Source organism: Burkholderia sp. MSMB1078WGS (genome assembly GCF_001528895.1).
Lineage (GTDB): Bacteria > Pseudomonadota > Gammaproteobacteria > Burkholderiales > Burkholderiaceae > Burkholderia.
Genome location: NZ_LPDI01000048.1, coordinates 37,806 through 57,763 on the forward strand (window position 1 = coordinate 37,806; position 19,958 = coordinate 57,763).

The 19,958-nt window shown below is 68.6% G+C and carries 18 protein-coding genes; 5 read left to right on the forward strand and 13 right to left on the reverse strand.

Annotation, left to right across the window (positions count from 1 at the left end):
- Positions 1–50: 50 nt before the first annotated feature.
- The 6 genes from WT24_RS14555 to WT24_RS14580 all read right to left on the reverse strand — a co-directional run bounded on the left by WT24_RS14555 (position 51) and on the right by WT24_RS14580 (position 6,720).
- Positions 51–977: a TIM barrel protein gene (locus WT24_RS14555; protein ID WP_060034343.1), complete on the reverse strand. Its 927-nt coding sequence runs from the start codon at positions 975–977 to the stop codon at positions 51–53.
- Between the two features lie 73 nt (positions 978–1,050).
- Positions 1,051–2,064: a Gfo/Idh/MocA family protein gene (locus WT24_RS14560; RefSeq protein ID WP_059505647.1), complete on the reverse strand. Its 1,014-nt coding sequence runs from the start codon at positions 2,062–2,064 to the stop codon at positions 1,051–1,053.
- 74 nt (positions 2,065–2,138) lie between these two features.
- Positions 2,139–3,053: a sugar phosphate isomerase/epimerase family protein gene (locus WT24_RS14565; protein ID WP_060034346.1), complete on the reverse strand. Its 915-nt coding sequence runs from the start codon at positions 3,051–3,053 to the stop codon at positions 2,139–2,141.
- 44 nt (positions 3,054–3,097) lie between these two features.
- Positions 3,098–4,123 carry an ABC transporter permease gene (locus WT24_RS14570; protein WP_034207066.1) on the reverse strand — a complete coding sequence of 342 codons (1,026 nt, stop codon included), beginning with the start codon at positions 4,121–4,123 and terminating at the stop codon, positions 3,098–3,100.
- A 27-nt stretch (positions 4,124–4,150) separates the two neighbouring features.
- Positions 4,151–5,725, reverse strand: coding sequence for a sugar ABC transporter ATP-binding protein (locus WT24_RS14575; protein ID WP_060034349.1), 1,575 nt, complete (start codon positions 5,723–5,725; stop codon positions 4,151–4,153).
- 68 nt (positions 5,726–5,793) lie between these two features.
- The gene (locus WT24_RS14580) at positions 5,794–6,720 is read right to left on the reverse strand and encodes a sugar ABC transporter substrate-binding protein (protein WP_060034352.1); all 927 of its coding nucleotides are present in this window, start codon (positions 6,718–6,720) and stop codon (positions 5,794–5,796) included.
- Between the two features lie 315 nt (positions 6,721–7,035).
- On the opposite strand from WT24_RS14580, the gene iolC reads away from it, so the two are divergent.
- From iolC to WT24_RS14605, 5 genes are all read left to right on the forward strand, one after another.
- On the forward strand, positions 7,036–8,994 hold the full coding sequence (iolC, locus tag WT24_RS14585) for a 5-dehydro-2-deoxygluconokinase (protein ID WP_060034354.1): 1,959 nt from the start codon (positions 7,036–7,038) through the stop codon (positions 8,992–8,994).
- 46 nt (positions 8,995–9,040) lie between these two features.
- On the forward strand, positions 9,041–10,924 hold the full coding sequence (iolD, locus tag WT24_RS14590) for a 3D-(3,5/4)-trihydroxycyclohexane-1,2-dione acylhydrolase (decyclizing) (protein WP_060034358.1): 1,884 nt from the start codon (positions 9,041–9,043) through the stop codon (positions 10,922–10,924).
- Between the two features lie 66 nt (positions 10,925–10,990).
- Positions 10,991–11,920 (forward strand): myo-inosose-2 dehydratase, encoded by a 930-nt coding sequence (gene iolE, locus WT24_RS14595; protein ID WP_060034360.1) that lies wholly within the window; start codon positions 10,991–10,993, stop codon positions 11,918–11,920.
- A 56-nt stretch (positions 11,921–11,976) separates the two neighbouring features.
- Positions 11,977–12,795: a 5-deoxy-glucuronate isomerase gene (gene iolB, locus WT24_RS14600; protein ID WP_059505638.1), complete on the forward strand. Its 819-nt coding sequence runs from the start codon at positions 11,977–11,979 to the stop codon at positions 12,793–12,795.
- A 103-nt stretch (positions 12,796–12,898) separates the two neighbouring features.
- Entirely contained in the window at positions 12,899–13,393 is a 495-nt protein-coding gene (locus tag WT24_RS14605; RefSeq protein WP_060034362.1) for a heme-degrading domain-containing protein, read from the forward strand.
- Positions 13,394–13,456: 63 nt separating this feature from the next.
- Here WT24_RS14605 and WT24_RS14610 read toward each other — a convergent pair whose 3' ends face one another.
- From WT24_RS14610 to WT24_RS14640, 7 genes are all read right to left on the reverse strand, one after another.
- Positions 13,457–13,864, reverse strand: a complete 408-nt coding sequence (locus WT24_RS14610) for a YbgC/FadM family acyl-CoA thioesterase (RefSeq protein ID WP_059505634.1) — start codon at positions 13,862–13,864, stop codon at positions 13,457–13,459.
- A 53-nt stretch (positions 13,865–13,917) separates the two neighbouring features.
- On the reverse strand, positions 13,918–15,144 hold the full coding sequence (locus WT24_RS14615) for a beta-ketoacyl synthase N-terminal-like domain-containing protein (protein ID WP_060034368.1): 1,227 nt from the start codon (positions 15,142–15,144) through the stop codon (positions 13,918–13,920).
- A gap of 261 nt (positions 15,145–15,405) precedes the next feature.
- The gene (locus tag WT24_RS14620; RefSeq protein WP_059505631.1) at positions 15,406–16,152 is read right to left on the reverse strand and encodes an SDR family NAD(P)-dependent oxidoreductase; all 747 of its coding nucleotides are present in this window, start codon (positions 16,150–16,152) and stop codon (positions 15,406–15,408) included.
- Positions 16,153–16,344: 192 nt separating this feature from the next.
- Complete coding sequence (locus WT24_RS14625) at positions 16,345–17,049, reverse strand: ABC transporter ATP-binding protein (protein WP_060034372.1); 705 nt, start codon at positions 17,047–17,049, stop codon at positions 16,345–16,347.
- On the reverse strand, positions 17,046–17,798 hold the full coding sequence (locus tag WT24_RS14630) for an ABC transporter ATP-binding protein (protein WP_060034375.1): 753 nt from the start codon (positions 17,796–17,798) through the stop codon (positions 17,046–17,048). Before WT24_RS14630 ends, WT24_RS14625 begins: the two co-directional genes overlap by 4 nt.
- Complete coding sequence (locus WT24_RS14635; protein WP_060034378.1) at positions 17,795–19,024, reverse strand: branched-chain amino acid ABC transporter permease; 1,230 nt, start codon at positions 19,022–19,024, stop codon at positions 17,795–17,797. The genes WT24_RS14630 and WT24_RS14635 overlap by 4 nt, the downstream gene beginning before the upstream one ends.
- Positions 19,017–19,952: a branched-chain amino acid ABC transporter permease gene (locus WT24_RS14640; protein WP_060034381.1), complete on the reverse strand. Its 936-nt coding sequence runs from the start codon at positions 19,950–19,952 to the stop codon at positions 19,017–19,019. The genes WT24_RS14635 and WT24_RS14640 overlap by 8 nt, the downstream gene beginning before the upstream one ends.
- Positions 19,953–19,958: the final 6 nt, after the last annotated feature.

The following is a 19,958-nucleotide window of genomic DNA, read 5'->3' on the forward strand; positions in this document are numbered from 1 at the left end:
GTCCGTGTTCAGTGTTCAGAGTGTGTGCAAAGGGTCGGGCCGACGGCCGATCACGCGAACCCGGCCGATGCGAGAAACGCGCGGCTCGCGGCAACGTCGCGCAGGCTCGTGCCGGCATTGCGCGGGTCGCGCTCCTGCTCGATCGTGATGTAGCCGGCGTAGCCGATCTCGTCGAGCGCGTGGCGAATCGCGCGGTAGTCGAGCACGCCGGTGCCGATCGGACACATCACGCCGCGCGCGCAGGCCGCGAAGAATGCGATGTGCTCGCCCATCACCGCGTCGTACACGGCCGCGTCGATATCCTTGAAATGCACGTAGTCGAGCCGCGCCGCATGGCGGCGCAGCCACGTTTGCGGGTCCATGCTCGAATAATGCAGGTGGCCGGTGTCGAGACACAGGCCCGCCGTCTCGGCCGGAATGTCGGCGACGATCCGGTCGATCTCGTCCGCGAATTCGATGTAGCCGCCCGCATGCGGATGGATCACCGCGCGCACGCCGAACTCGTCGCGCGCGAGCGTCGCGATCTGCCGGATATGGTCCACCATCCGCGCCCAGCGCTCGTCGGACAGCCGCGGCGCGCGATCGCCGTGACCGGCCGCATAGTCGCGCTCCTCGTGGCCCCAGTCCATCACGACCAGGTACGGCGCCGCATGGCGCTGGCCCGGCTGCGTCGGCAGCTTCGGCAAGCGCGTGATCAGCGCGCAGATGTCGCGCGTCTGGCGCAGCAGGTTCGGCAGGTTCTCCGGCGACACCAGGTCGTCGAAGATCGTGCCGGCGGTGATGCTCAAGCGTTGACGCTCGAGCTCCGCGCTCACCACGTCGAGCTCGAGCGGGATATAGCCGTACGGGCCGAGCTCGATGCCCGAATAGCCGGCCTGTGCGGCTTCGGCGAGCACGTGCCGCCACGGCGGCAGGTGCGGATTCTTCACGTCGTCGACGCCCCAGCAGCACGGCGCGCAGCCAATCTTCATCGTCATGTCGGTCAGTCCATCAGGAAAGCGTTGCGTGGCCGCGTGGTCACGCGGCCCGATGTCAACGTGTCCGGCCTGTTCAGCCGCGATAGAACGCCGGGCGTTCGGCCATCGCGATCGGCTCGACCGCCCCGCTCTTCTGCGCGCGCACGCACGCATCGGCCGCGACCGCCGCCGCATAGCCGTCCCACGCGGACGGGCCGGTCAGCGCGCCCTGCCGCACGCCGTCGACGAACGCCTGCAGCTCGACGTCGTACGACGCGATGAAGCGCTCCTTCCAGTCGGTCATGATCTCGACCGACTGCCGTGCCGCATGCTTGAGCCCGACCGCGGGCGGATCGGGCAGCTTCGCGATGCCGTTCTCGCCGACCACCTCGCACTGGATGTCGTAGCCGTACTGGCAGTTCACGAAGATCTCGACGTCGATACGCACGCCGCTCGCGGTTTCGAGCAGCACGATCTGCGGATCGGCGAGATGCGCGCTCGCATGGCGCGTCTTCTTCGGGTAGACGACCTGCGCGCTCGTGTAGTCCTCGCCGAGCAGCCAGCGCAGCACGTCGAGCTCGTGGATCAGCGTGTCGGTGATCGCCATGTCAGTCGTATAGCGCTCGCCGACCGACTGGTTGCGGTGCGCGCAATGCAGCATCAGCGGCGCGCCGATTTCGCCGCTGTCGATCACGCGCTTGAGCGCACGATAGCCTTCGTCGTACGGACGCATGAAGCCGACCTGCACGAGCCGCTTGCCGTGCGCGATCTCGGCCTCGACGATGCGCATGCAGCCGTCGGCGGTGACCGCCAGCGGCTTCTCGCAGAACACCGGCTTGCCGTGCGCGATCGCGTCGAGCACGAACGCTTCGTGCGTCGGCCCCCACGACGTGACGAGCACGGCCTGCACGTCGACGGCCGCGACCACGTCGTGACCGTCGCCGTAGATTTCCGCGTCGAGCCCGTACTTCGTCACCGCATCGCGCGCCTGCTGCGGGTCGATGTCGTTGACGGCTACCACGCGTGCGCCGGACAGCGTACGCGTAAGCCTGCGGATATGGTCCTGGCCGATCGCGCCGCAGCCGATCACACCGATTTGCAACGTCATCCGAATATCTCCAGTCGTTCGTTCATCAGCGGCGCGGCCCGTGCCGCGCCGGTCAACAATGGTTCCCAAACGGCTCAGCGCGCAGCCGCCCGCTCGAAATGGCGATCGACGTAGCGCTGGATCGTGTCGCGCATGTAGCGCGACGACGCTTCCGCGCGGTCCTCCCACGCGAACACGCACGACGACATCACACCGTCGAAGCCGGCGCTGCCGAGCGCGCCGAAAAACATGTCCCAGTCGATCTCGCCCTGCCCGATGTCGAGATGCTGGTGCACGCGGATCTGATTCGAGCCCGGCGGGTTCACGATGTAGCGCAATTGGCTGCTCTTGCGGTGGTCGAAGGTGTCGGCCACGCGCACGTGCGCGAGAATCGGCGCGGCGGCCGCGATCATCGCGGCCATGTCGTCGCCGTAGTAGAACGTGTGCGGCGCGATGTACGACAGCTTCAGCGACGGCGAGCCGATGTTCGTGACGATGTCGATCGCCGGCTGCAGCTGCTCGATCCAGTCTTCCGGATGCGGCTCGACCGACAGCACGATGCGTTCGCGCTCGAGGATCGGCAGCAGCGTGTCCATCGAACGGAACCACGCGGCTTCGCACAGCTCCTTCGGGTTCGCGCCCGGCCGCTCGCCGACCGAGCGCTCCGGCGACGCGCCGCGCCCGAATTCGGACACCATCAGCGGGCACTCCATCTCCACTGCGACCTCGATCGCCTTCTGCCAGCAGCGCACGGCCCATTGCCGCTCGTCCTCGAACGGGCTCGCCCAGCGGTACATCGGCTGCAGCGACGCGAGACCGACGCCGCTCGCGCGCATCGCCTGGCGGAACGCGGCCATGCGCTCGCGCGTCGCGCGCGGCATCACCCACCAGTCGAGAAAGTCGCTGCGCGGCGACAGCTCGATCTGGTCGTAGCCGAGCTCGGCGACCGCGTGCGGCAGCCGGTCGAGCGGCAGGTGGCGAATCATGTAGGGATCCAGAGCGATCTTCATCTTCTTCCTGGAAAGTTGCGTGGTGTCGGCCGCGTCGGAATCGGTCAGCGACGCGACTTCTTGTTGCGGTACTGGTCGGCGATCACGGCCGCGACGATGATCGCGCCCTTCACCATCTCCTGGTAATACGCGTCGATGCGGATGAACGTGAAGCCCGACGTCATCACGCCGAGGATCAGCACGCCGATCACGGTGCCCGTCACGCGCCCGAGGCCGCCCGACAGCGACGTGCCGCCGATCACGACGGCCGCGATCGCATCGAGCTCGTACATCACGCCCATGCCCGACTGGCCGGAAATCGCGCGCGCGGCCGTCACGGTGCCGGCGATCCCGCTCAGGAGGCCCGCGATCGCATAGACGAAGATCAGGTGTCGCGTGACGTTGATGCCCGATACGACGGCCGCGTGGCGGTTCGCGCCGATCGCATACGTGTACTTGCCGAAGCGCGTGTAGCGCAGTACGACGTGGAAGATCGCGGCGATCACGAGAAAGACGATCACCGGATTGGCGCCCGCGCCGATCGCCGCGAACGAGTCGGTCAGCATCGACACCGGCATCCCGTTGGTGAACCACTTCGCGAAGCCGCGCGCGGCGACCATCGTGCCGAGCGTCGCGATGAACGGCGGGATGCCCGTCATCGCGATCAGCGTACCGTTCAGCAGGCCGACCAGCAGCCCGACGCACACGCCGGCGAGCACCGGCCAGATCACCGGCAAGTCGGTCAGGTGCGGAAACACCGCGCGCGGGAAGTCGGACACCTGCGCGAGGCTCGCCGACACGACGGCGGCTGCCGCGACCACCGACCCCGACGAGAGATCGATCCCGCTGGTGATGATCACGAGGTTCACGCCGACCGCGATGATGCCGATCACGGCCATCTGCAGCACGATGATTTCGAGCCGCTCGGCATTGAACAGGAAGCTCTGGCCGACGACGATCCAGCCGAGGATCTCGAAGAACAGGCTGATGCCGACCAGCACGAGGAAGATGCTCAGTTCGGGCGGCCACTTCGTATGCCGCGACTTGAGTGTCATGGTCTGCGCATCCGCGACCGGGTTCAGGTTGCCCATTTCAGTTGTCTCCAATCTTGTTTCGGCTCAGCGCGACGCGAGATCCATGATGCGGACCTGGTCGGCGTCCTTGCGATCGACGATGCCGGTCATGCGCCCTTCGTGCATCACCATCACGCGATCGCTCATCCCCAGCACTTCCGGCATTTCCGACGAGATCATCAGCACCGCGACGCCCTTGGCGGCAAGCGCGCTGACGAGCCGGTGGATCTCGGCCTTCGCGCCGACGTCGATGCCGCGCGTCGGTTCGTCGAGGATCAGGATGCGCGGCTGCGTGAGCAGCCAGCGACCGATCAGCACCTTCTGCTGGTTGCCGCCCGACAGGTTCTGGATTTCCTCGTGCAGCCCGGGCGACTTCACGCGCAGCATCCGGCTCATTTCCTCGCAGTCGCGCTTCAACTGCGCCTGCTGCACGAAATTGAACTTCACGTAGCGGCGGCTGAGCACCGCCGCTTCCATGTTCGCGAGCAGGTCGAGATTCAGGAAGCAGCCGGAGTCCTTGCGGTCCTCGGTGAGGAACGCCATCCCGTGCTTCATCGCCTGCGCGGGCGTCGCGATCCGCACCGGCTTGCCGTCGATGCGGATCTCGCCCGACGTGGCCGGCACGACGCCGAACAGCGCCTCCGCGACGTTCGAGCGCCCCGAGCCGACGAGGCCCGCGACGCCGAGGATCTCGCCCGCGCGCAGCTCGAAGCTCACGTCGCGGAACACGCCGTCGACGCAGAGATCCTTCACCGACAGCACGACGTCGCCGATCGGCACCTCTTCCTTCGGGAACATCTGCGTAATCTCGCGCCCGACCATCATGCGGATGATGTCGTCGCGCGTGACGTCGCTCGACGCATGCGTGCCGATGTACTTGCCGTCGCGGAACACCGAGAACTCGTCGGCGATCTCGAACAGCTCGTTCATCTTGTGCGTGATGTAGACGATGCCCTTGCCCTGCTCGCGCAGCTGGCGAATGATCCGGAACAGGTGCGTGACTTCCTTCTCGGTCAGCGCGGAGGTCGGCTCGTCCATGATCAGCACGTCCGAGTCGAACGACACGGCCTTCGCGATCTCGACCATCTGGCGGCTCGCGACCGTCAGCGTGCGCACGTCGGTTTCCGGGTCGATGTCGATCGACAGCCGCTCGAACAGCGCGGCCGTGCGGCGGCGCAACTCGGCGTGATCGATCAGGCCGAAGCGGTTCTTCGGTTCGCGGCGGATCCAGATGTTCTCCGCGACCGTCATGTACGGCATCAGGTTGAGCTCCTGATGGATCATCGCGATGCCGCGGTCGAGCGCATCGAGCGGGCCGTTCAGCACGACCGGCTCGCCGTTGATCAGGATTTCGCCCTGGTCGGGCGTGTAGACGCCGGCGATGATCTTCATCAGCGTGGACTTGCCTGCGCCGTTCTCGCCCATCAGCGCATGAACGGTGCCGCGCCGCACGCGGAACTGCACGCCGTCGAGCGCGACGACGCCGGGAAAGGACTTGCCGACGCCGCGCACCTCGAGCACGCAGTCGACCATGGCCGCACCGGACGAGCCGGGCGCGGCGGACGAGGCGGCAGGCGCGCTTTCGCTGGCCATCGAGCGCGCGATCCTGGCTGTAAACATGGACGTTCCTCGAAAGTCGCGCGCGAACCCGGCCGTGCCGGGCCCGCGCAGTTCAGCGGAAAAACCGGTCAGTGCTTCGCGTACTGGTTCATGTTCTCCGGCGTCACGAGCTCGAAAGGCACGTTCACGTAGCGATCGACGGGCTGCTTCTTCGCGAGCTTCAGCGCGGTGGCGACGGCCTGCGCGCCCTGCCCGGTCGCGTTCTGGTACACGGACACCTTCAACTCGCCGGCCTTCATCGCCGCGAGGCCGTCCGGTGTCGCGTCGATGCCTGCGACGACCGTTTTCGGCGTCAGCTTGCGCGCAGCCTTCAGCGCGTTGATCGCGCCGATCGCCATTTCGTCGTTGTTCGACACGATCGCGTCGAACTTGGTCCCGGAGCTCAGCCAGTTCATCGTGATGTCCTGGCCCTGCGTGCGGCTCCACTTGCCTTCGCGCTTGTCGACGATCTTCATGCCCGCGCAATCCTTCGTCGCGATCACGTCCTCGATGTCCTTGGTGCGGGCGCGCGCCGATTCGTTGGACAGCTCGCCCATCAGCACGAGGATGTCGCCCTTGCCGCCGAGCAGCTTGCACACCTGGCGCGCCTGCAGCGTGCCCGACTGCTTTTCGTCGGAGGCGACGACGGCGACGCCGGCCGGCAGCTTGTCGAAATCGACCGGCTTGCGGTTCACGTAGACGAGCGGGATCTTCGCCGCGGTCACCATCTTCGTGATCTTCGGCGTCGCGTCGGTATCGACCGCGTTCACGATGATCGCGTCGACTTTCTGCGCGATCATGTTCTGGACCTGGCTCAACTGCTTGCCGACGTCATTGCCGCCGTCCTCGATCTGCACCGTCGCGCCGTCCTTCTTCGCCGAATCGGCAATGCTGTTGCGCAGGATGGTCAGGAACGTGTCGTCGAACGATGCCATCGTCACGCCGATCTTCTCCGCATGCGCGAGCGGCACAGCCAGGATCGCGGCGGCCGCGACGGCCATCAGCTTGGTCTTCATGATCAATCTGTCTCCTCATCTCCGGGGGGCGGAAGACGGCGCATTGCGCGCCGCCGGGCCGAGTCCGATCTGTCCGATCGGGACTGAAGCATCCGGATGAAACTGTAGATCACTTCCTCGAGAATTTGGAAATTTATTTCTACGTGATTTCACCTAGGGAACTGGATTTCCAAAAAGTCTAGACTGCGTCCGTAGCCCGAATCCCGGCGGCAGGTAGCCTCGCGTCGTGCGGCACATGCCGCGGACAGCCGCCGCCGGATCGGTCCCCTAATCCGCCGGCAGCGCCGAACGCCGGCCGCGAGCGTGACACGTGATATGAGCCTGCTGAACTTTCCGAGTGACCGCCCCATCGATCTCGCCTGCCTCGGCCGTGTGGCCGTGGATCTCTACGCGCAGCAGTACGGCAGCCGCCTCGAAGACGCGCGCAGCTTCCAGATGTATCTCGGCGGCTCGTCGGGCAACGTCGCGTTCGGCGTCGCGCGGCTCGGGCTGAAGACCGCGATGATTTCGCGCGTCGGCGACGAGCAGATGGGCCGCTTCCTGCGCGAGACGCTCGAGCGCGAAGGCTGCGACACGAGCCAGCTGCAGACCGATCGCGAGCGCCTCACCGCGCTCGTGCTGCTCGGGCTGAAGGATCGCGATACGTTCCCGCTGCTGTTCGTGCGCGAGAACTGCGCGGACATGGCCGTGCGCGCCGACGAGATCAGCGAGAACTTCATCGCCGGTTGCCGCGCGCTGGCGATCACCGGCACGCATCTGTCGACGCCGGGCACGCGCGAGGCATCGCTGACCGCGCTCGGTTACGCGCGCCGCCACGGCGCGGTGCGCATCCTCGACATCGACTACCGGCCGGTGCTGTGGGGGCTGACCGCGCGCGGCGCCGGCGAGAACCGTTACGTACCCGACGCGCAGGTAACGCGGCAACTGCAGCAGGTGCTCGACGAATTCGATCTGCTGGTCGGCACCGAAGAGGAATTCCTGATCGCGGGCGGCGTGCCGCACGACCTGATCGCGTCGTTGCAGGCGGTGCGCGCGATCACGAACGCGACGCTGGTCGTCAAGCGCGGCGCGCTCGGCTGCTGCGTGATCGAAGGCGACGTTCCCGCGCGCATCGACGCCGCGCCGACCTTCGTCGGCGAACGCGTCGAGGTGCTCAACGTGCTCGGCGCGGGCGACGCGTTCCTGTCGGGCCTGCTGTCGGGGCTGCTGCGCGGGCGCGACTGGGCCGAATCGACGCGCATCGCGAACGCATGCGGCGCGATCGTCGTGTCGCGCCACGCGTGCTCGGCCGCGATGCCGACGCCGGCCGAGCTCGCGCACTGGTTCGGCGGCAGCCGCAATCCGGCGGTCGATGCCGACCGTACGCTCGCGCACCTGCATCGCGTGACGGTGCCGCGCCGCGAATGGAACGACCTGTGCGTGATGGCGTTCGACCATCGCAGCCAGTTCTACGAGTTCGCGGTGCAGGCCGGCGCGGACGAGGCGCGGATCAGCACGTTGAAGCGCCTGCTCGTGCGCGCGGTCGAACAGGTCGAACGCGATCGCGGCATCGCCGGCCACGTCGGCGTGCTGATCGACGGCGGCGCGTACGGCGGCGACGCACTCGCATCGGCCACCGGGCGCGGCTGGTGGGTCGGCCGGCCGGTCGAGCTGCCGGGCTCGCGGCCGCTGCGGTTCGACGAGACGCGTTCGGTCGGCTCGTCGCTCACGCACTGGCCGACCGAACAGGTCGTGAAGTGCCTCGTTCACTATCACCCCGACGACCCCGTCGATCTGCGCGTCGAGCAGGAGCAGCGCGTGCTCGAACTGTGGGAAGCCACGCGCGCGAGCGGCAACGAGCTGCTGCTGGAAATGATTCCGCCGCGCGCGGTCACGCCGGCCGGCACCGAGGACGACGCGGTGCTGCGCACGGTCGCGCGCTTCTACAACCTCGGCGTGAAGCCCGAATGGTGGAAGCTCACGCCGCTGAGCGCCGACGGCTGGGCACGGCTCGCCGCGCTGATCGCCGAGCGCGACCCGTACTGCCGCGGCGCGGTGATCCTCGGGCTGAACCAGCCGCTGCAATACCTCGTCGACAGCTTCCGCTCGGCGACCAACCCGATCGTCAAGGGCTTCATGGTCGGGCGCACGCTGTGGGCCGATGCATCGCTGAACTGGTTCGCGGGCCGGATCGACGATCAGGCGCTGATCGACGAAGTGGCCGGCAACTTCGCGCAACTGGTCGACGCGTGGCTGGGCCGCCGGGCCGCCGCGCGCGCCGCCGCCGCAGCCTGATGCCCGTGTTCGCGACGACCACCCGACTTCTCTCTATCGACCGACGATGACCACCACCGTAAGACTGACCGTCAGCCAGGCGCTCGTGCGCTACCTGGCCGCCCTGCGCGCCGAAGTCGTCCAGCCCGACGGCCGCACCGAGATCCTGCCGTACTGCGGCGGCGTGTTCGCGATCTTCGGCCACGGCAACGTGGCCGGGCTCGGCGAAGCGCTGCATGCCGAGAAGGACCGGCTGCCGACGTTTCGCGCGCACAACGAGCAAGGGATGGCCAACGCGGCCGTCGCGTTCGCGAAAGCGAATTTCCGCCAGCGGATGATGGCCGCGACGTCGAGCATCGGCCCCGGCGCGACCAACATGCTCACGTCCGCCGCGCTCGCGCACGTCGGCCGCTTGCCGCTGCTGCTGCTGCCCGGCGACGTGTTCGTGTCGCGGCTGCCCGACCCGGTACTGCAGCAGGTCGAGGATTTCGAACAGGGCGACGTCAGCGCGAACGACTGCTTCCGGCCGGTGACGCGCTACTTCGACCGCATCGCGTCGCCCGAGCAACTGCTCGTCGCGCTGCCGCGCGCGATCCAGGTGATGACCGATCCCGCGCAGTGCGGCCCCGTGTGCCTCGCGCTGCCGCAGGACGTACAGACCTTCGCGTACGACTGGCCCGAGGATTTCTTCGCGCCGCCGGTGATCCGGATGCGCCGGCCGCCGGCCGACCCGCTCGAACTCGCCGATGCGCTCGACGTGCTGAAGGCCGCGAAGAAGCCGCTGATCGTCGCCGGCGGCGGCGTGCTGTACAGCCAGGCGTGGGACGCGCTGCGCACGTTCGCCGACACGCATGGCGTGCCGGTGGCCGAATCGCAGGCCGGCAAGGGCAGCCTTGCGTGGGACCACCCGCTGAACCTCGGATCGATCGGCGTGACGGGCTCCCCCGCCGCCAATCGCGCGGCCGCGCAGGCCGACGTCGTGTTCGCGGTCGGCACGCGGCTGCAGGATTTCACGACCGGCTCGCACGCGCTTTACGGCGACGCAACGTTGTTGAGCCTGAACGTGCAGCCGTTCGACGCGGGCAAGAAACGCGGCCGGCAACTGGTTGCCGACGCGCGTACGGGCCTCGGCCAGCTGTCGGCCGCGCTGGCCGGCTGGCGCGCCGACGCGGCGTGGACGGCCGCGAACCGCGACCAGGCCGCCGCATGGAACGCGCGCGTGACGGCGCTGACCACCCGGATTCCGACCGACACGCTGCCGTACGACGCGGAAGTGATCGGCGCGGTGCGCGATTCCGCGGCCGACGCGGGGCGCGACAGCGCGCGCGACGACCTCGTCGTCTGCGCGGCCGGCACGCTGCCGGCCGAACTGCACAAGCTGTGGCGCAGCGGCGTGCCGGGCAACTACCACATGGACTATGCGTATTCGTGCATGGGCTACGAGGTCGCGGGCGGCCTCGGCGCGAAGCTTGCACGACCCGAGCGCGAAGTGATCGTGATCGTCGGCGACGGCTCGTACATGATGCTCAACGCGGAACTCGCGACCTCCGTGATGCTCGGCCGCAAGCTGATCGTCGTGATCCTCGACAACCGCGGCTACGGCTGCATCGAGCGGTTGCAGCTCAACTGCGGCGGCGCCAGCTTCAACAACATGCTCGACGACTGCGTGCCCGAAGGCGGCGAACGCTCGACGATCGACTTCGCGATGCATGCGCGCGCGATGGGTGCGGACGCCGTGCACGTGCGCGACGTCGGCGAGTTGCGCCGCGAAATGAAACGCGCGCGGGCGGCGACGAAGAGCCAGGTGCTCGTGATCGACACCACGCACCGTCGCACCACCGACGACGGCGGCGCGTGGTGGGAAGTCGCGGTGCCGCAGGTCTCCGCACGCGCCGGTGTCGAACGCGCGCACCAGGCGTATCTCGACGCGAAAACCCGGCAGCGGCGCTGATCGCGCACGCTGCGCCACGAACATGCCCCGCCCCCCATCATCCGAATCGAATCGAGGAAGCAAGACATGAGCTGGAACGTCCGCATCGGCATCAATCCCCTGTCGTGGATGAACGACGACCTGCCGTCGCTCGGCGGCGAGACGCCGCTCGAGACGGCGCTGAAGGAAGGCGCCGAAATCGGCTATGCGGGCTTCGAGCTCGGCAACAAGTTTCCGAGGACGGGCCCCGAACTGAAGGCGAAGCTCGCCGAATTCGGGCTCGTGTGCGTGTCGGGCTGGTATTCGGGCTTCCTCGCGGAAGTCGCGCCGGGCATGACCGACGCCGATGCCGTCGCGGCGGAAATCGAGCGCTGCCGCGCGCACATGACGAAGCTGCAATTCAACGACGTGACGGTCGTCGTGTACGGCGAATGCGCGGGCACGATCCAGGGCAGCATCGACACGCCGGTCGCGAAGCGCCCGCGTTTCGTCGACGACGAAGCGTGGCGGCGCTACGCGGCGCGCCTCGACGCGTTCGGCGCGCATCTGCTCGACACCTACGGGATCCGGCTCGCCTACCATCACCACATGGGCGCGTACGTCGAATCGCCGGACGACGTCGACCGGCTGATGGCGCTGACCGACCCCGCGAAGGTGTTCCTGCTGTTCGACACCGGCCACGCGTATTTCGGCGGCGCGGCCGACCCGGTCGCGCTGCTGAGGAAACACGTATCGCGCGTGGCGCACGTGCATTGCAAGGACGTGCGCCCGCGGGTCGTCAACCAGGCGCGCAACGACGGCTGGAGCTTCCTGAACGGCGTGATCAACGGCACCTTCACGGTGCCGGGCGACGGCGCGCTCGACTACGACGCGACGCTGCGCACGCTGAAGGACGCCGGCTACGAAGGCTGGCTCGTCGTCGAGGCCGAGCAGGATCCGGCCGTCGCGCCGAGCTATGCATATGCGAAGAAGGGCTACGAGTCGCTGCGCGCGATCGTCGACCGGTTGAGCGCGTGAACCCGCGCGCAACCGTCTGAGCGCTCGAGCCCTACCCTATTGCGGAGACCCACTTCATGACGATTTCTCCCCTGCTGGTCAAGGCATCCGCCGACCGCGAAATCTGCAACGTCACGCCCGAATCGGCCGGCTGGAAGCACGTCGGCTTTCGCGCGCTGCGCCTGAAGGCCGGCGACGCCGAGACGCTCGACACGGGCACGCGCGAACTGTGCGTCGTCGTGCTGACCGGCACGGTGCGCGCGGACGTCGACGGCGAAACCTACGACGCGCTCGGCAAGCGCGACAGCGTATTCGAAGACGTATCGCCTGACGCGCTGTACGTGCCGGGCGGCAAGCGCGTCACGCTGGTCGCGACGCGCGATGCGGAAGTCGCGCTGTGCACCGCGCCGTACGCGAGCGGCGACAAGCCCGTGCGGCGCCTCGACGGCGAACGGATGCGCCGCTCGGTGCGCGGGCAAGGCACCAACACGCGCTACGTATGCGACATCCTGATGGGCGACAACCCGGCCGCCGAGCGCCTCCTCGTCGTCGAAGTCGTCACGCCGGCCAGCCATTCGAGCAGCTATCCGCCGCACAAGCACGACCGCGACGCGGCGCCCGACGAAACCTCGCTCGAGGAAACCTACTATCACCGGATCGATCCGCCGCAGGGTTTCGCGTTCCAGCGCGTGTACACCGACGACCGCAGCCTCGACGAGGCGTGCGCGGTCGAGAACCACGACGTCGTGATGGTGCCGCGCGGCTACCACCCGGTCGTGGCTCCTCACGGCTACAACCTGTACTACCTGAACGTGATGGCCGGGCCGAGCCGCGCGTGGGCGTTCAAGAACGACCCCGCGCACGAGTGGATGCTCGACGCGGCGCCGAAACGCTGACGTGCCGAAGCGCCGAAGCACTGAACGGAAGACGGGCCCACGCGGCCCGTGACGATGCGACGCCCGGCCCGCGTATCGAGCCGGCAACGCCACGGAGCCCGCCATGGTGACGTCCCCCTTTCGCCTCGAACCCCACGCCTTCGACGACGATGCGTCGACTCCGGCGCTGCCGCACTTCGATGCAGCCGTCGCGCGCCGCGTGGGAGAAATCGCGGTCAACCTCGCGTCGCGACGCGGGCTGCCGATTGCGGTCGGCATCGTCGGCGAGCAGGCGCTGCTGTTCTACTGCGCGCTCGACGGTAGCGGCGCGCACGACGGCGATGCGATCCGCCGACGGCAAAACACGGTCCTGCGTTTCGGCCAGAGTTCGCTCGCGGTCGGCGCGCGCTTTCGGCGTGCCGGCTGGTCGCTGCGGTCGCAGGGCCTGTCGGACGACGACTACGCGCTCGACGGCGGCGGCGTGCCGTTGCGGATCGCCGGCGCCGGCATCGTCGGCGCAATGGCGATCGCGGGCCTCGGCTCCGAACGCGATCACGCGCTCGTCGTCGAATGCTTGCGGTGGCACGTCGGCGCGAATGCGCTGGCGATGAGCGCGTAGCGCGTCGCCCCCGCTCGCGGGGCCGATGGGCAGCGGATCGCGCAGCCCCTCGGCATCCCTCTTTCATTCGACGCGAAACGCAAACGGAACCCGAACGGGCCGCAGCGTGTCGAGATTCACGCCGGCGAGCCCTGTTCGCCCCTTTGCCAGCAGCGTATCGTCGCGATAGACCTCCTGCTGGAACGCGAGACGTACGCGAGTGAACTCGGCGAGTGTCGTGCGGATCGTCAACGGTTCGTCGTGATGTGCCGGCGACAGGAACTCCGTCTCGATACGGCAGACGATAAGTCCGGTTCGCAGCTCGGCCATCATGTGCGCGAGATCGATGCCGTTGGCGCGATACCATTCCATCCTGGCCTGATCGAACCAGCGCAGGTAGTTCGCGTGATAGACGACGCCGCCGAGATCGACATCCGCGAACGGCACGCGCAGCGAAAGATGATGACTGCGATGGCAGGGAGCAGCGTCCATGTCGAGACCTCCAGGAGAAATCGGCAGTTCGGAAAAAGGCATGCGGCAGCGCGCTATTGCGTCTGCGCACAGTAGGCGTTCGTCATGACGAGGGTCGCATTGACGCCGCCGAAACCGAAACTGTTCGTCATCACGGTCGTCAGTTTCCGCTGCGTGGTCGCAGTGACGATGTCGAAGCCACGTGCGCCGTCATCGAGCTGCTCGATGTTCATGCTCGGTGCAATGAATCCCCCGCTCATCATGAGCAGTGCATAGATAAATTCGTGCACGCCGGCCGCACCCTGCGCGTGGCCGGTCGTCGACTTGGTCGACGACAACGGCGGCGCGGCCTCGCCGAACACATTCCGAATCGCGCGGAGTTCGCGGATGTCGCCGACGGGCGTAGACGTGCCGTGCGTGTTCAGATAGTCGATCGGCAAATCGATACCGAGCAACGCGAGCCTCATGCTGCGCTCGGCGCCTTCGCCGGACGGCAGGACCATGTCGATGCCGTCGGTCGTCGTGCCGTAGCCGATCACTTCCGCATGCACGCGCGCGCCGCGCTCGATGGCATGATTCATTTCCTCGACCACGACGATCCCTGCGCCGCCCGAGATCACGAAGCCGTCGCGAGCCGCATCATAGGTGCGCGACGCACGCATCGGCGTATCGTTGAAGCGGGTGGACAGTGCGCCGATCGCATCGTACTGGCATGCGATTTCCCAGCCCAGTTCTTCAGCGCCGCCGGCGAACACGATGTCCTGCGTGCCCGCCCGGATCAATTCGACGGCATGGCCTATGCACTGTGCGGATGCGGCGCACGCGCCACAGATCGCATAGCTCACGCCGCGTACGCCGAACGCGACGGCAAGGCACGCGGCATGCACGGACGGCATCGAATGCACGATGTCGTACGCGCCGACGCCGCGCACTCCGCGCGTACGCATGGCATCGACCGCATGGACGTATCCGAGCGACATCCCGCACGCGTTGCCGACGATCACGCCGGTGCGCTCGTTCGATACCAGACGCGGAGGCAGCCGCGCGTCGTCGATCGCCTGTTGCATGCATGCGAACGCCTGCAGCGCGGCAGGGGTCATCCATCGGAGATGCCGGCGATCGACGCGGTCGGCAGCGGGCACCTCGACAGGTGCCCAGACGTGGCTGCGCAATCCCGCGTCCCTGAACGATTCGGAAAACACGACACCGCTGCGACCCGTGCGCAACGCTTCGCGCACGGTCGGGACATCGCTGCCGATGCTGGACGCAATGCCGATCCCCGTGATGACCGCACGTCTCATGCCCCGCTTCCCCAAAGACGAACCATGTCGGCGTCGGCAGCATGCCGACGGTCGCGCCGCCGATGTGCACCCGGCCGGCCAGCAATGTGTGCCGTCTGCGTCCGGATTCGAATCCGCCGGATCAGTTCAGAGGAATTAAATATCGAAATTCGCGTTTTCGCAAACCCGACCGAATCCGCGCAGCGGAGGTGCGGGCAGCAGGGCCTGCGACGCTGCAGTCGCGGGGGCACGTTGCCGCGCGCACGGCCCCCTAATGTCGACTCAGTTCAACCCGCCGCTCACGACGAGATGCTCGCCGGTCATCCAGCGTGCATCGTCCGATGCGAGGAACACGGCGACCGACGCGATGTCGTTCGGCTCGCCGAGGCGGCCGAGCGGCGTCTGGCCGAGCACCTGCGCTTCGAGATCGGAACCGATGATGCCCGCGCTGTGCGTGCCTTCGGTCACGATCATCCCCGGGTTGATCGCGTTCACGCGGATCTTGCGCGGGCCGAGTTCGAGCGCGAGCACGCCGGTGATCGCGTCGACCGCGCCCTTCGTGCCGCTGTACACGGCGCTGGCGGGCGGCGTGATGCTGGTCACCACCGAGCTGATGTTGATGATGCTCGCGCCTTCGCCGAGATGCTTGACCGCCGCCTGCGTGGTCAGCAGCACGCCGAACACGTTCGTGTCGAACTGCCGGCGGTAGTGTTCTTCGGTGATCGCTTCGATCGGCGCGAATTCGTACACGCCGGAGTTGTTGACGAGCACGTCGAGACGACCATACGTTTCGATGGCGGTATCGACGATGCGTTGCGCGTCGGCGGCCTTCGACACGTCGCCGCCGACCGCGACCGCGCGGCCGCCCGCTTCCGCGATCGCACTCACGACCGCATCCGCGCCTGCCTTGCTGCTCGCGTAGTTGACGACGACCGATGCACCTTCGCCCGCCAGTGCCTTCGCGATTGCCGCGCCGATGCCCTTCGATGCGCCCGTGACGATCGCTACCTTGCCTGCCAGCTTGCTCATGATTTCATTCCTCAGTCAGAAGACGTTCGATGGATGGCGCCGGTTGCCGAGACGACGCATCGATGCGTCGATGCATCGATGCGTTGCGACGACGACCGGCCTGACAGGCAATGTACGGTGCGGCACCGCAGCGATAAAGCGGCCCAAAGCGAATTGACTGGCGGAGTTTGCCGAACAATCGACTGGATGCCGTCAGCCGGCGCTCAGCCACGCGTGGGCAACCTCGCCGCCCAGCCCGTCGAGCCCGCCGTCGTAGACGATCCGTCCGCGCCCCATTACCGCCGCGCGCCGCGCGAGCCGCGGCGCAAGCTGCAACCGCTGCTCGATCAGCACGATCGACACGCCGTCGGCCTGCAGCGCGGCGAGGCACGCACCGACTTCGTCGACCGCGAGCGGCGCGAGCCCTTCGGCCGGTTCGTCGACGATCAGCACGCGCGGCCGGCCGGCGAGTGCGCGCACCAGCGCGAGCACCTGCTGCTCGCCGCCCGACAGCCTCCCGGCTTTCACGCTCGCGCGCGCTGCCAGCAGCGGAAAACGCTCGAACAGGCGGTCGAGCGCCGCGCGTTCGGTTGCGCCGCTCGCGCCGCGCAAACCGAGCCGCAGGTTATCGCGCACGGTCAGCAGCGGAAACACGTCGCGGCTTTCGGCCACGTAAGCGACGCCGCGCCGCGCGATCTCGAACGTCCGCGCACCCGCGCATTCGGCGCCGGCGATGCGCACCGAGCCGGCCGTGCGCACGAGCCCCATCACGGCCTTCGCGAGCGTCGAGCGCCCCGAGCCGTTGCGGCCGAGCAGCGCGAGCGTCTCGCCCGGCGCGAGCGCGAGATCGACGCCGTCGAGCACGGGTTGCAACCCGTACCACGCACGCAGCCCGCGAATATCGAGCACGGCGCTCATGCCGCGCCCTCGCCCAGGTAGGCGGCCCGCACACGCGAATCGGCGCGGATCGCGTCGGGCGCGCCGGTCGCGACCACCGTGCCGCGCACGAGCACGGTGATGCGTTCGGCGAAACCGAACACCGCGTCCATGTCGTGCTCGATCATCAGCACGGTGCGGCCCTGCGTCGTCGCGCGGATCAGCGCGATCATCCGCGCCGCCTGCGCGCGGCTCATGCCGGCCGTCGGCTCGTCGAGCAGCAGCGTACGCGCGCCGCTCGCGAGCGCGATCCCGAGATCGAGCGCGCGCTGCTCCGCATAGCTCAACTCGGCGGCCGGCGTGTCGCGCCGCGCGTCGAGGCCGATGTCGTGCAGCACGCGTGCCGCCGCGCGATCGATCGACGCCGATTCGCGCAGCCGGTTCCACCAGCGCCGCCGTTCGGCCGGCGCATGCAGCGCCGCGCAGCGCAGATTGTCGAACACCGTCAGGCGCGCGAACGCGCTCGTCTGCTGAAAACTGCGGCCGATGCCGAGGCGGCTCGCGACGACCGGCCCGCGCCCGCGCAGCTCGACGCCGTGCAGCACGACGCGCCCGCGCGTCGGCCGCGTCGCCCCGGCGATCACGCCGAACAGCGTCGATTTGCCCGCGCCGTTCGGCCCGATCAGCGCATGGCGCTCGCCGGCCGCGATGCTCAAGTCGACCCCGTCGAGCACGGTCTGCGCGCCGAAGCGCTGCACGACGCCGTGAAGCGCGATCGCGTTGCCGTTCATCGCGCGTCCTCCTGCGTGGCCACCGCCGTGTCATGCGCGAGCCGCGCGCGCCAGCGCCACAGCAGCGTGCCGATGCCGGCCGCCGAGCACGCGACGGCCCAGCCGGCCGGCGTATCGGCGTCGATGCCCCATGCACCGAACGCGAGGCCCGTGCCGTCGTCCTGCGCGAAGCGCCATGCATAGCCGAGCTCGGCCGCGCAGACGATCGCGACGCCCCAGAACGCGCACGCACCGACGGCGCACAGCACGCGCCACCGCTCGACGGCCGGCGCGCCGCGCCGCAGCGCATGCGCGAGCGCCCGCACAATGCCCGCGATCCCGCCGGGCGCGGCCACGACGATCGCGACGAACAGCACGCCGAGATACAGCGCCCACGCGCGCGACACACCCGCGACGACGATACTCAGCGCGGTCAGCACGGCCGCGCCGGCCGCCGGCCCGAAGAATGCGCCGGTGCCGCCGATCACCGCGGCGATCAGCACGGTCGCCGAGCGCGCCATCGACACGCTGTCGGGCGTCGCGATCTCGACGTCGATCAGCGTCAGCGTGCCGGCGATGCCGGCGAAGAACGATGCGCAGGTGACCATCGCGAGCCGTACACGGCGCGGATCGGTGCCGAGCGCGGCGACGCGCGCCGGGTTGTCGCGCACTGCGTTCGCGAGCCGCGCGAGCGGCGTGCGCGTCAACGCATGCATCGCCCACGCCGACACGACGCACCACGCGGCGATCAACGCATACGCGTGCGCCGGCGCGCCGAAATGCGCGTTGCCCCACGGCGCACCGCTCGCGCGATCGATCGGCACGCCGCCGAGACCGCCGAACCACGCGGGCACGCTCCACGCGGCGGCCGCGACGCATTCGCCGAGGCCGAGCGTGATCATCGCGAACGCGGTGCCGGAACGACGCGTCGCCAGCAGCCCGGCGACGAACCCGAAGCCCGCGCCGGCCACGCCGCCGACGAGCGGCAACAGCGGCAGCGGACCGCCGATATGGTTGAACCAGTGGGCTGCCGCGAACGCGCCGAGGCCTGCGAATGCCGCATGCCCGAACGACAGCAGCCCGGTCGTGCCGAGCTGCAGGTTGTACGACAGCGCGAGCACGACGAGCGCGGCCGTCTGCGCGAGATAGCCGAGCACCGCGCCATGCGGCCACAGCCATGCGGGCAGCGCGACGCACGCGGCGAACAGCGTCCAGCGCACGCATCCGGCCAGTGCGCGGCTAGGCATCGGCACGCTCGCCGAACAGCCCGCGCGGCCGCGCGACCAGGACCGCGACGAGCAGCAGGTACGGCACCAACGGCGCCAGTTGCGCGATCGACACGGTGGCCACGCTGTCGGGCAGCGCGATGCCCGTCCATTGCGCGAGGTCACGCAGCGACGTGTCGCTCGCGGCCGCGAAGGTCTGCGCGAAGCCGACCGCGAGCGACGCGACGAACGCGCCGCCGAGCGAGCCCAGGCCGCCGATCACGACGACCGCGAACACGACCGACCCGACCGTCTCGGCGAGCGCGGGCTCGATCACCGCGAGCGGCGCGCCGATCACGCCGGCCAGCGCCGCGAGCGCGGTGCCCGCACCGAACAGCGCCGTCATCACACGCGGCACGTCGTAGCCGAGCGCCTCGACGGCCGCGCGATGCGTGAGCGCCGCGCGCACGACGAGCCCGATGCGCGATGCGCGCAGCAGCCCGCCGAGCGCAACCAGCATCGTCGCGGACATCGCCATCATGAACAGCCGGTAGCGCGGCAATGCGAGACCGAACACGGTCACGGGCGCGCCGTCGAACAGCGGCGGCACGGGCGCCGGCAGCGGCGCGAGGCCCCACGCGAGTTTCGCGCCCTCGCCGATCAGGTACGCGAGACCGAAGGTCAGCAGCAGTTCGCTCGTATGGCCGCGCGCCTGCACACGGCGCAGCAGCACGCGTTCGCAGCCGGCGCCGAGCAGCCCGACCGCCAGCGGCGCGAGCACGAGCGCGGCCCAGAAGCCCGCCCAGGCCGCGATGCCGTAGCCGACATACGCACCGAGCATGTAGAAGCTCGCATGCGCGAAGTTGAGCACGCCCTGCACGCTGAAGATCAGCGTGAGGCCGGCCGACAGCATGAACAGCAGCAGGCCGTAGCTGAGGCCGTTGAAGGCCTGGAGCGCGAACGCGTGCACCGCGTA

Bases quoted from the DNA above. Each gene is read 5' to 3' on its own strand.
- WT24_RS14555 (WP_060034343.1), bottom strand. From the start codon at position 977: ATGACGATGAAGATTGGCTGCGCGCCGTGCTGCTGGGGCGTCGACGAC.
- WT24_RS14560 (WP_059505647.1), bottom strand. From the start codon at position 2,064: ATGACGTTGCAAATCGGTGTGATCGGCTGCGGCGCGATCGGCCAGGAC.
- WT24_RS14565 (WP_060034346.1), bottom strand. From the start codon at position 3,053: ATGAAGATCGCTCTGGATCCCTACATGATTCGCCACCTGCCGCTCGAC.
- WT24_RS14570 (WP_034207066.1), bottom strand. From the start codon at position 4,123: ATGGGCAACCTGAACCCGGTCGCGGATGCGCAGACCATGACACTCAAG.
- WT24_RS14575 (WP_060034349.1), bottom strand. From the start codon at position 5,725: ATGTTTACAGCCAGGATCGCGCGCTCGATGGCCAGCGAAAGCGCGCCT.
- WT24_RS14580 (WP_060034352.1), bottom strand. From the start codon at position 6,720: ATGAAGACCAAGCTGATGGCCGTCGCGGCCGCCGCGATCCTGGCTGTG.
- iolC (WP_060034354.1), top strand. From the start codon at position 7,036: ATGAGCCTGCTGAACTTTCCGAGTGACCGCCCCATCGATCTCGCCTGC.
- iolD (WP_060034358.1), top strand. From the start codon at position 9,041: ATGACCACCACCGTAAGACTGACCGTCAGCCAGGCGCTCGTGCGCTAC.
- iolE (WP_060034360.1), top strand. From the start codon at position 10,991: ATGAGCTGGAACGTCCGCATCGGCATCAATCCCCTGTCGTGGATGAAC.
- iolB (WP_059505638.1), top strand. From the start codon at position 11,977: ATGACGATTTCTCCCCTGCTGGTCAAGGCATCCGCCGACCGCGAAATC.
- WT24_RS14605 (WP_060034362.1), top strand. From the start codon at position 12,899: ATGGTGACGTCCCCCTTTCGCCTCGAACCCCACGCCTTCGACGACGAT.
- WT24_RS14610 (WP_059505634.1), bottom strand. From the start codon at position 13,864: ATGGACGCTGCTCCCTGCCATCGCAGTCATCATCTTTCGCTGCGCGTG.
- WT24_RS14615 (WP_060034368.1), bottom strand. From the start codon at position 15,144: ATGAGACGTGCGGTCATCACGGGGATCGGCATTGCGTCCAGCATCGGC.
- WT24_RS14620 (WP_059505631.1), bottom strand. From the start codon at position 16,152: ATGAGCAAGCTGGCAGGCAAGGTAGCGATCGTCACGGGCGCATCGAAG.
- WT24_RS14625 (WP_060034372.1), bottom strand. From the start codon at position 17,049: ATGAGCGCCGTGCTCGATATTCGCGGGCTGCGTGCGTGGTACGGGTTG.
- WT24_RS14630 (WP_060034375.1), bottom strand. From the start codon at position 17,798: ATGAACGGCAACGCGATCGCGCTTCACGGCGTCGTGCAGCGCTTCGGC.
- WT24_RS14635 (WP_060034378.1), bottom strand. From the start codon at position 19,024: ATGCCTAGCCGCGCACTGGCCGGATGCGTGCGCTGGACGCTGTTCGCC.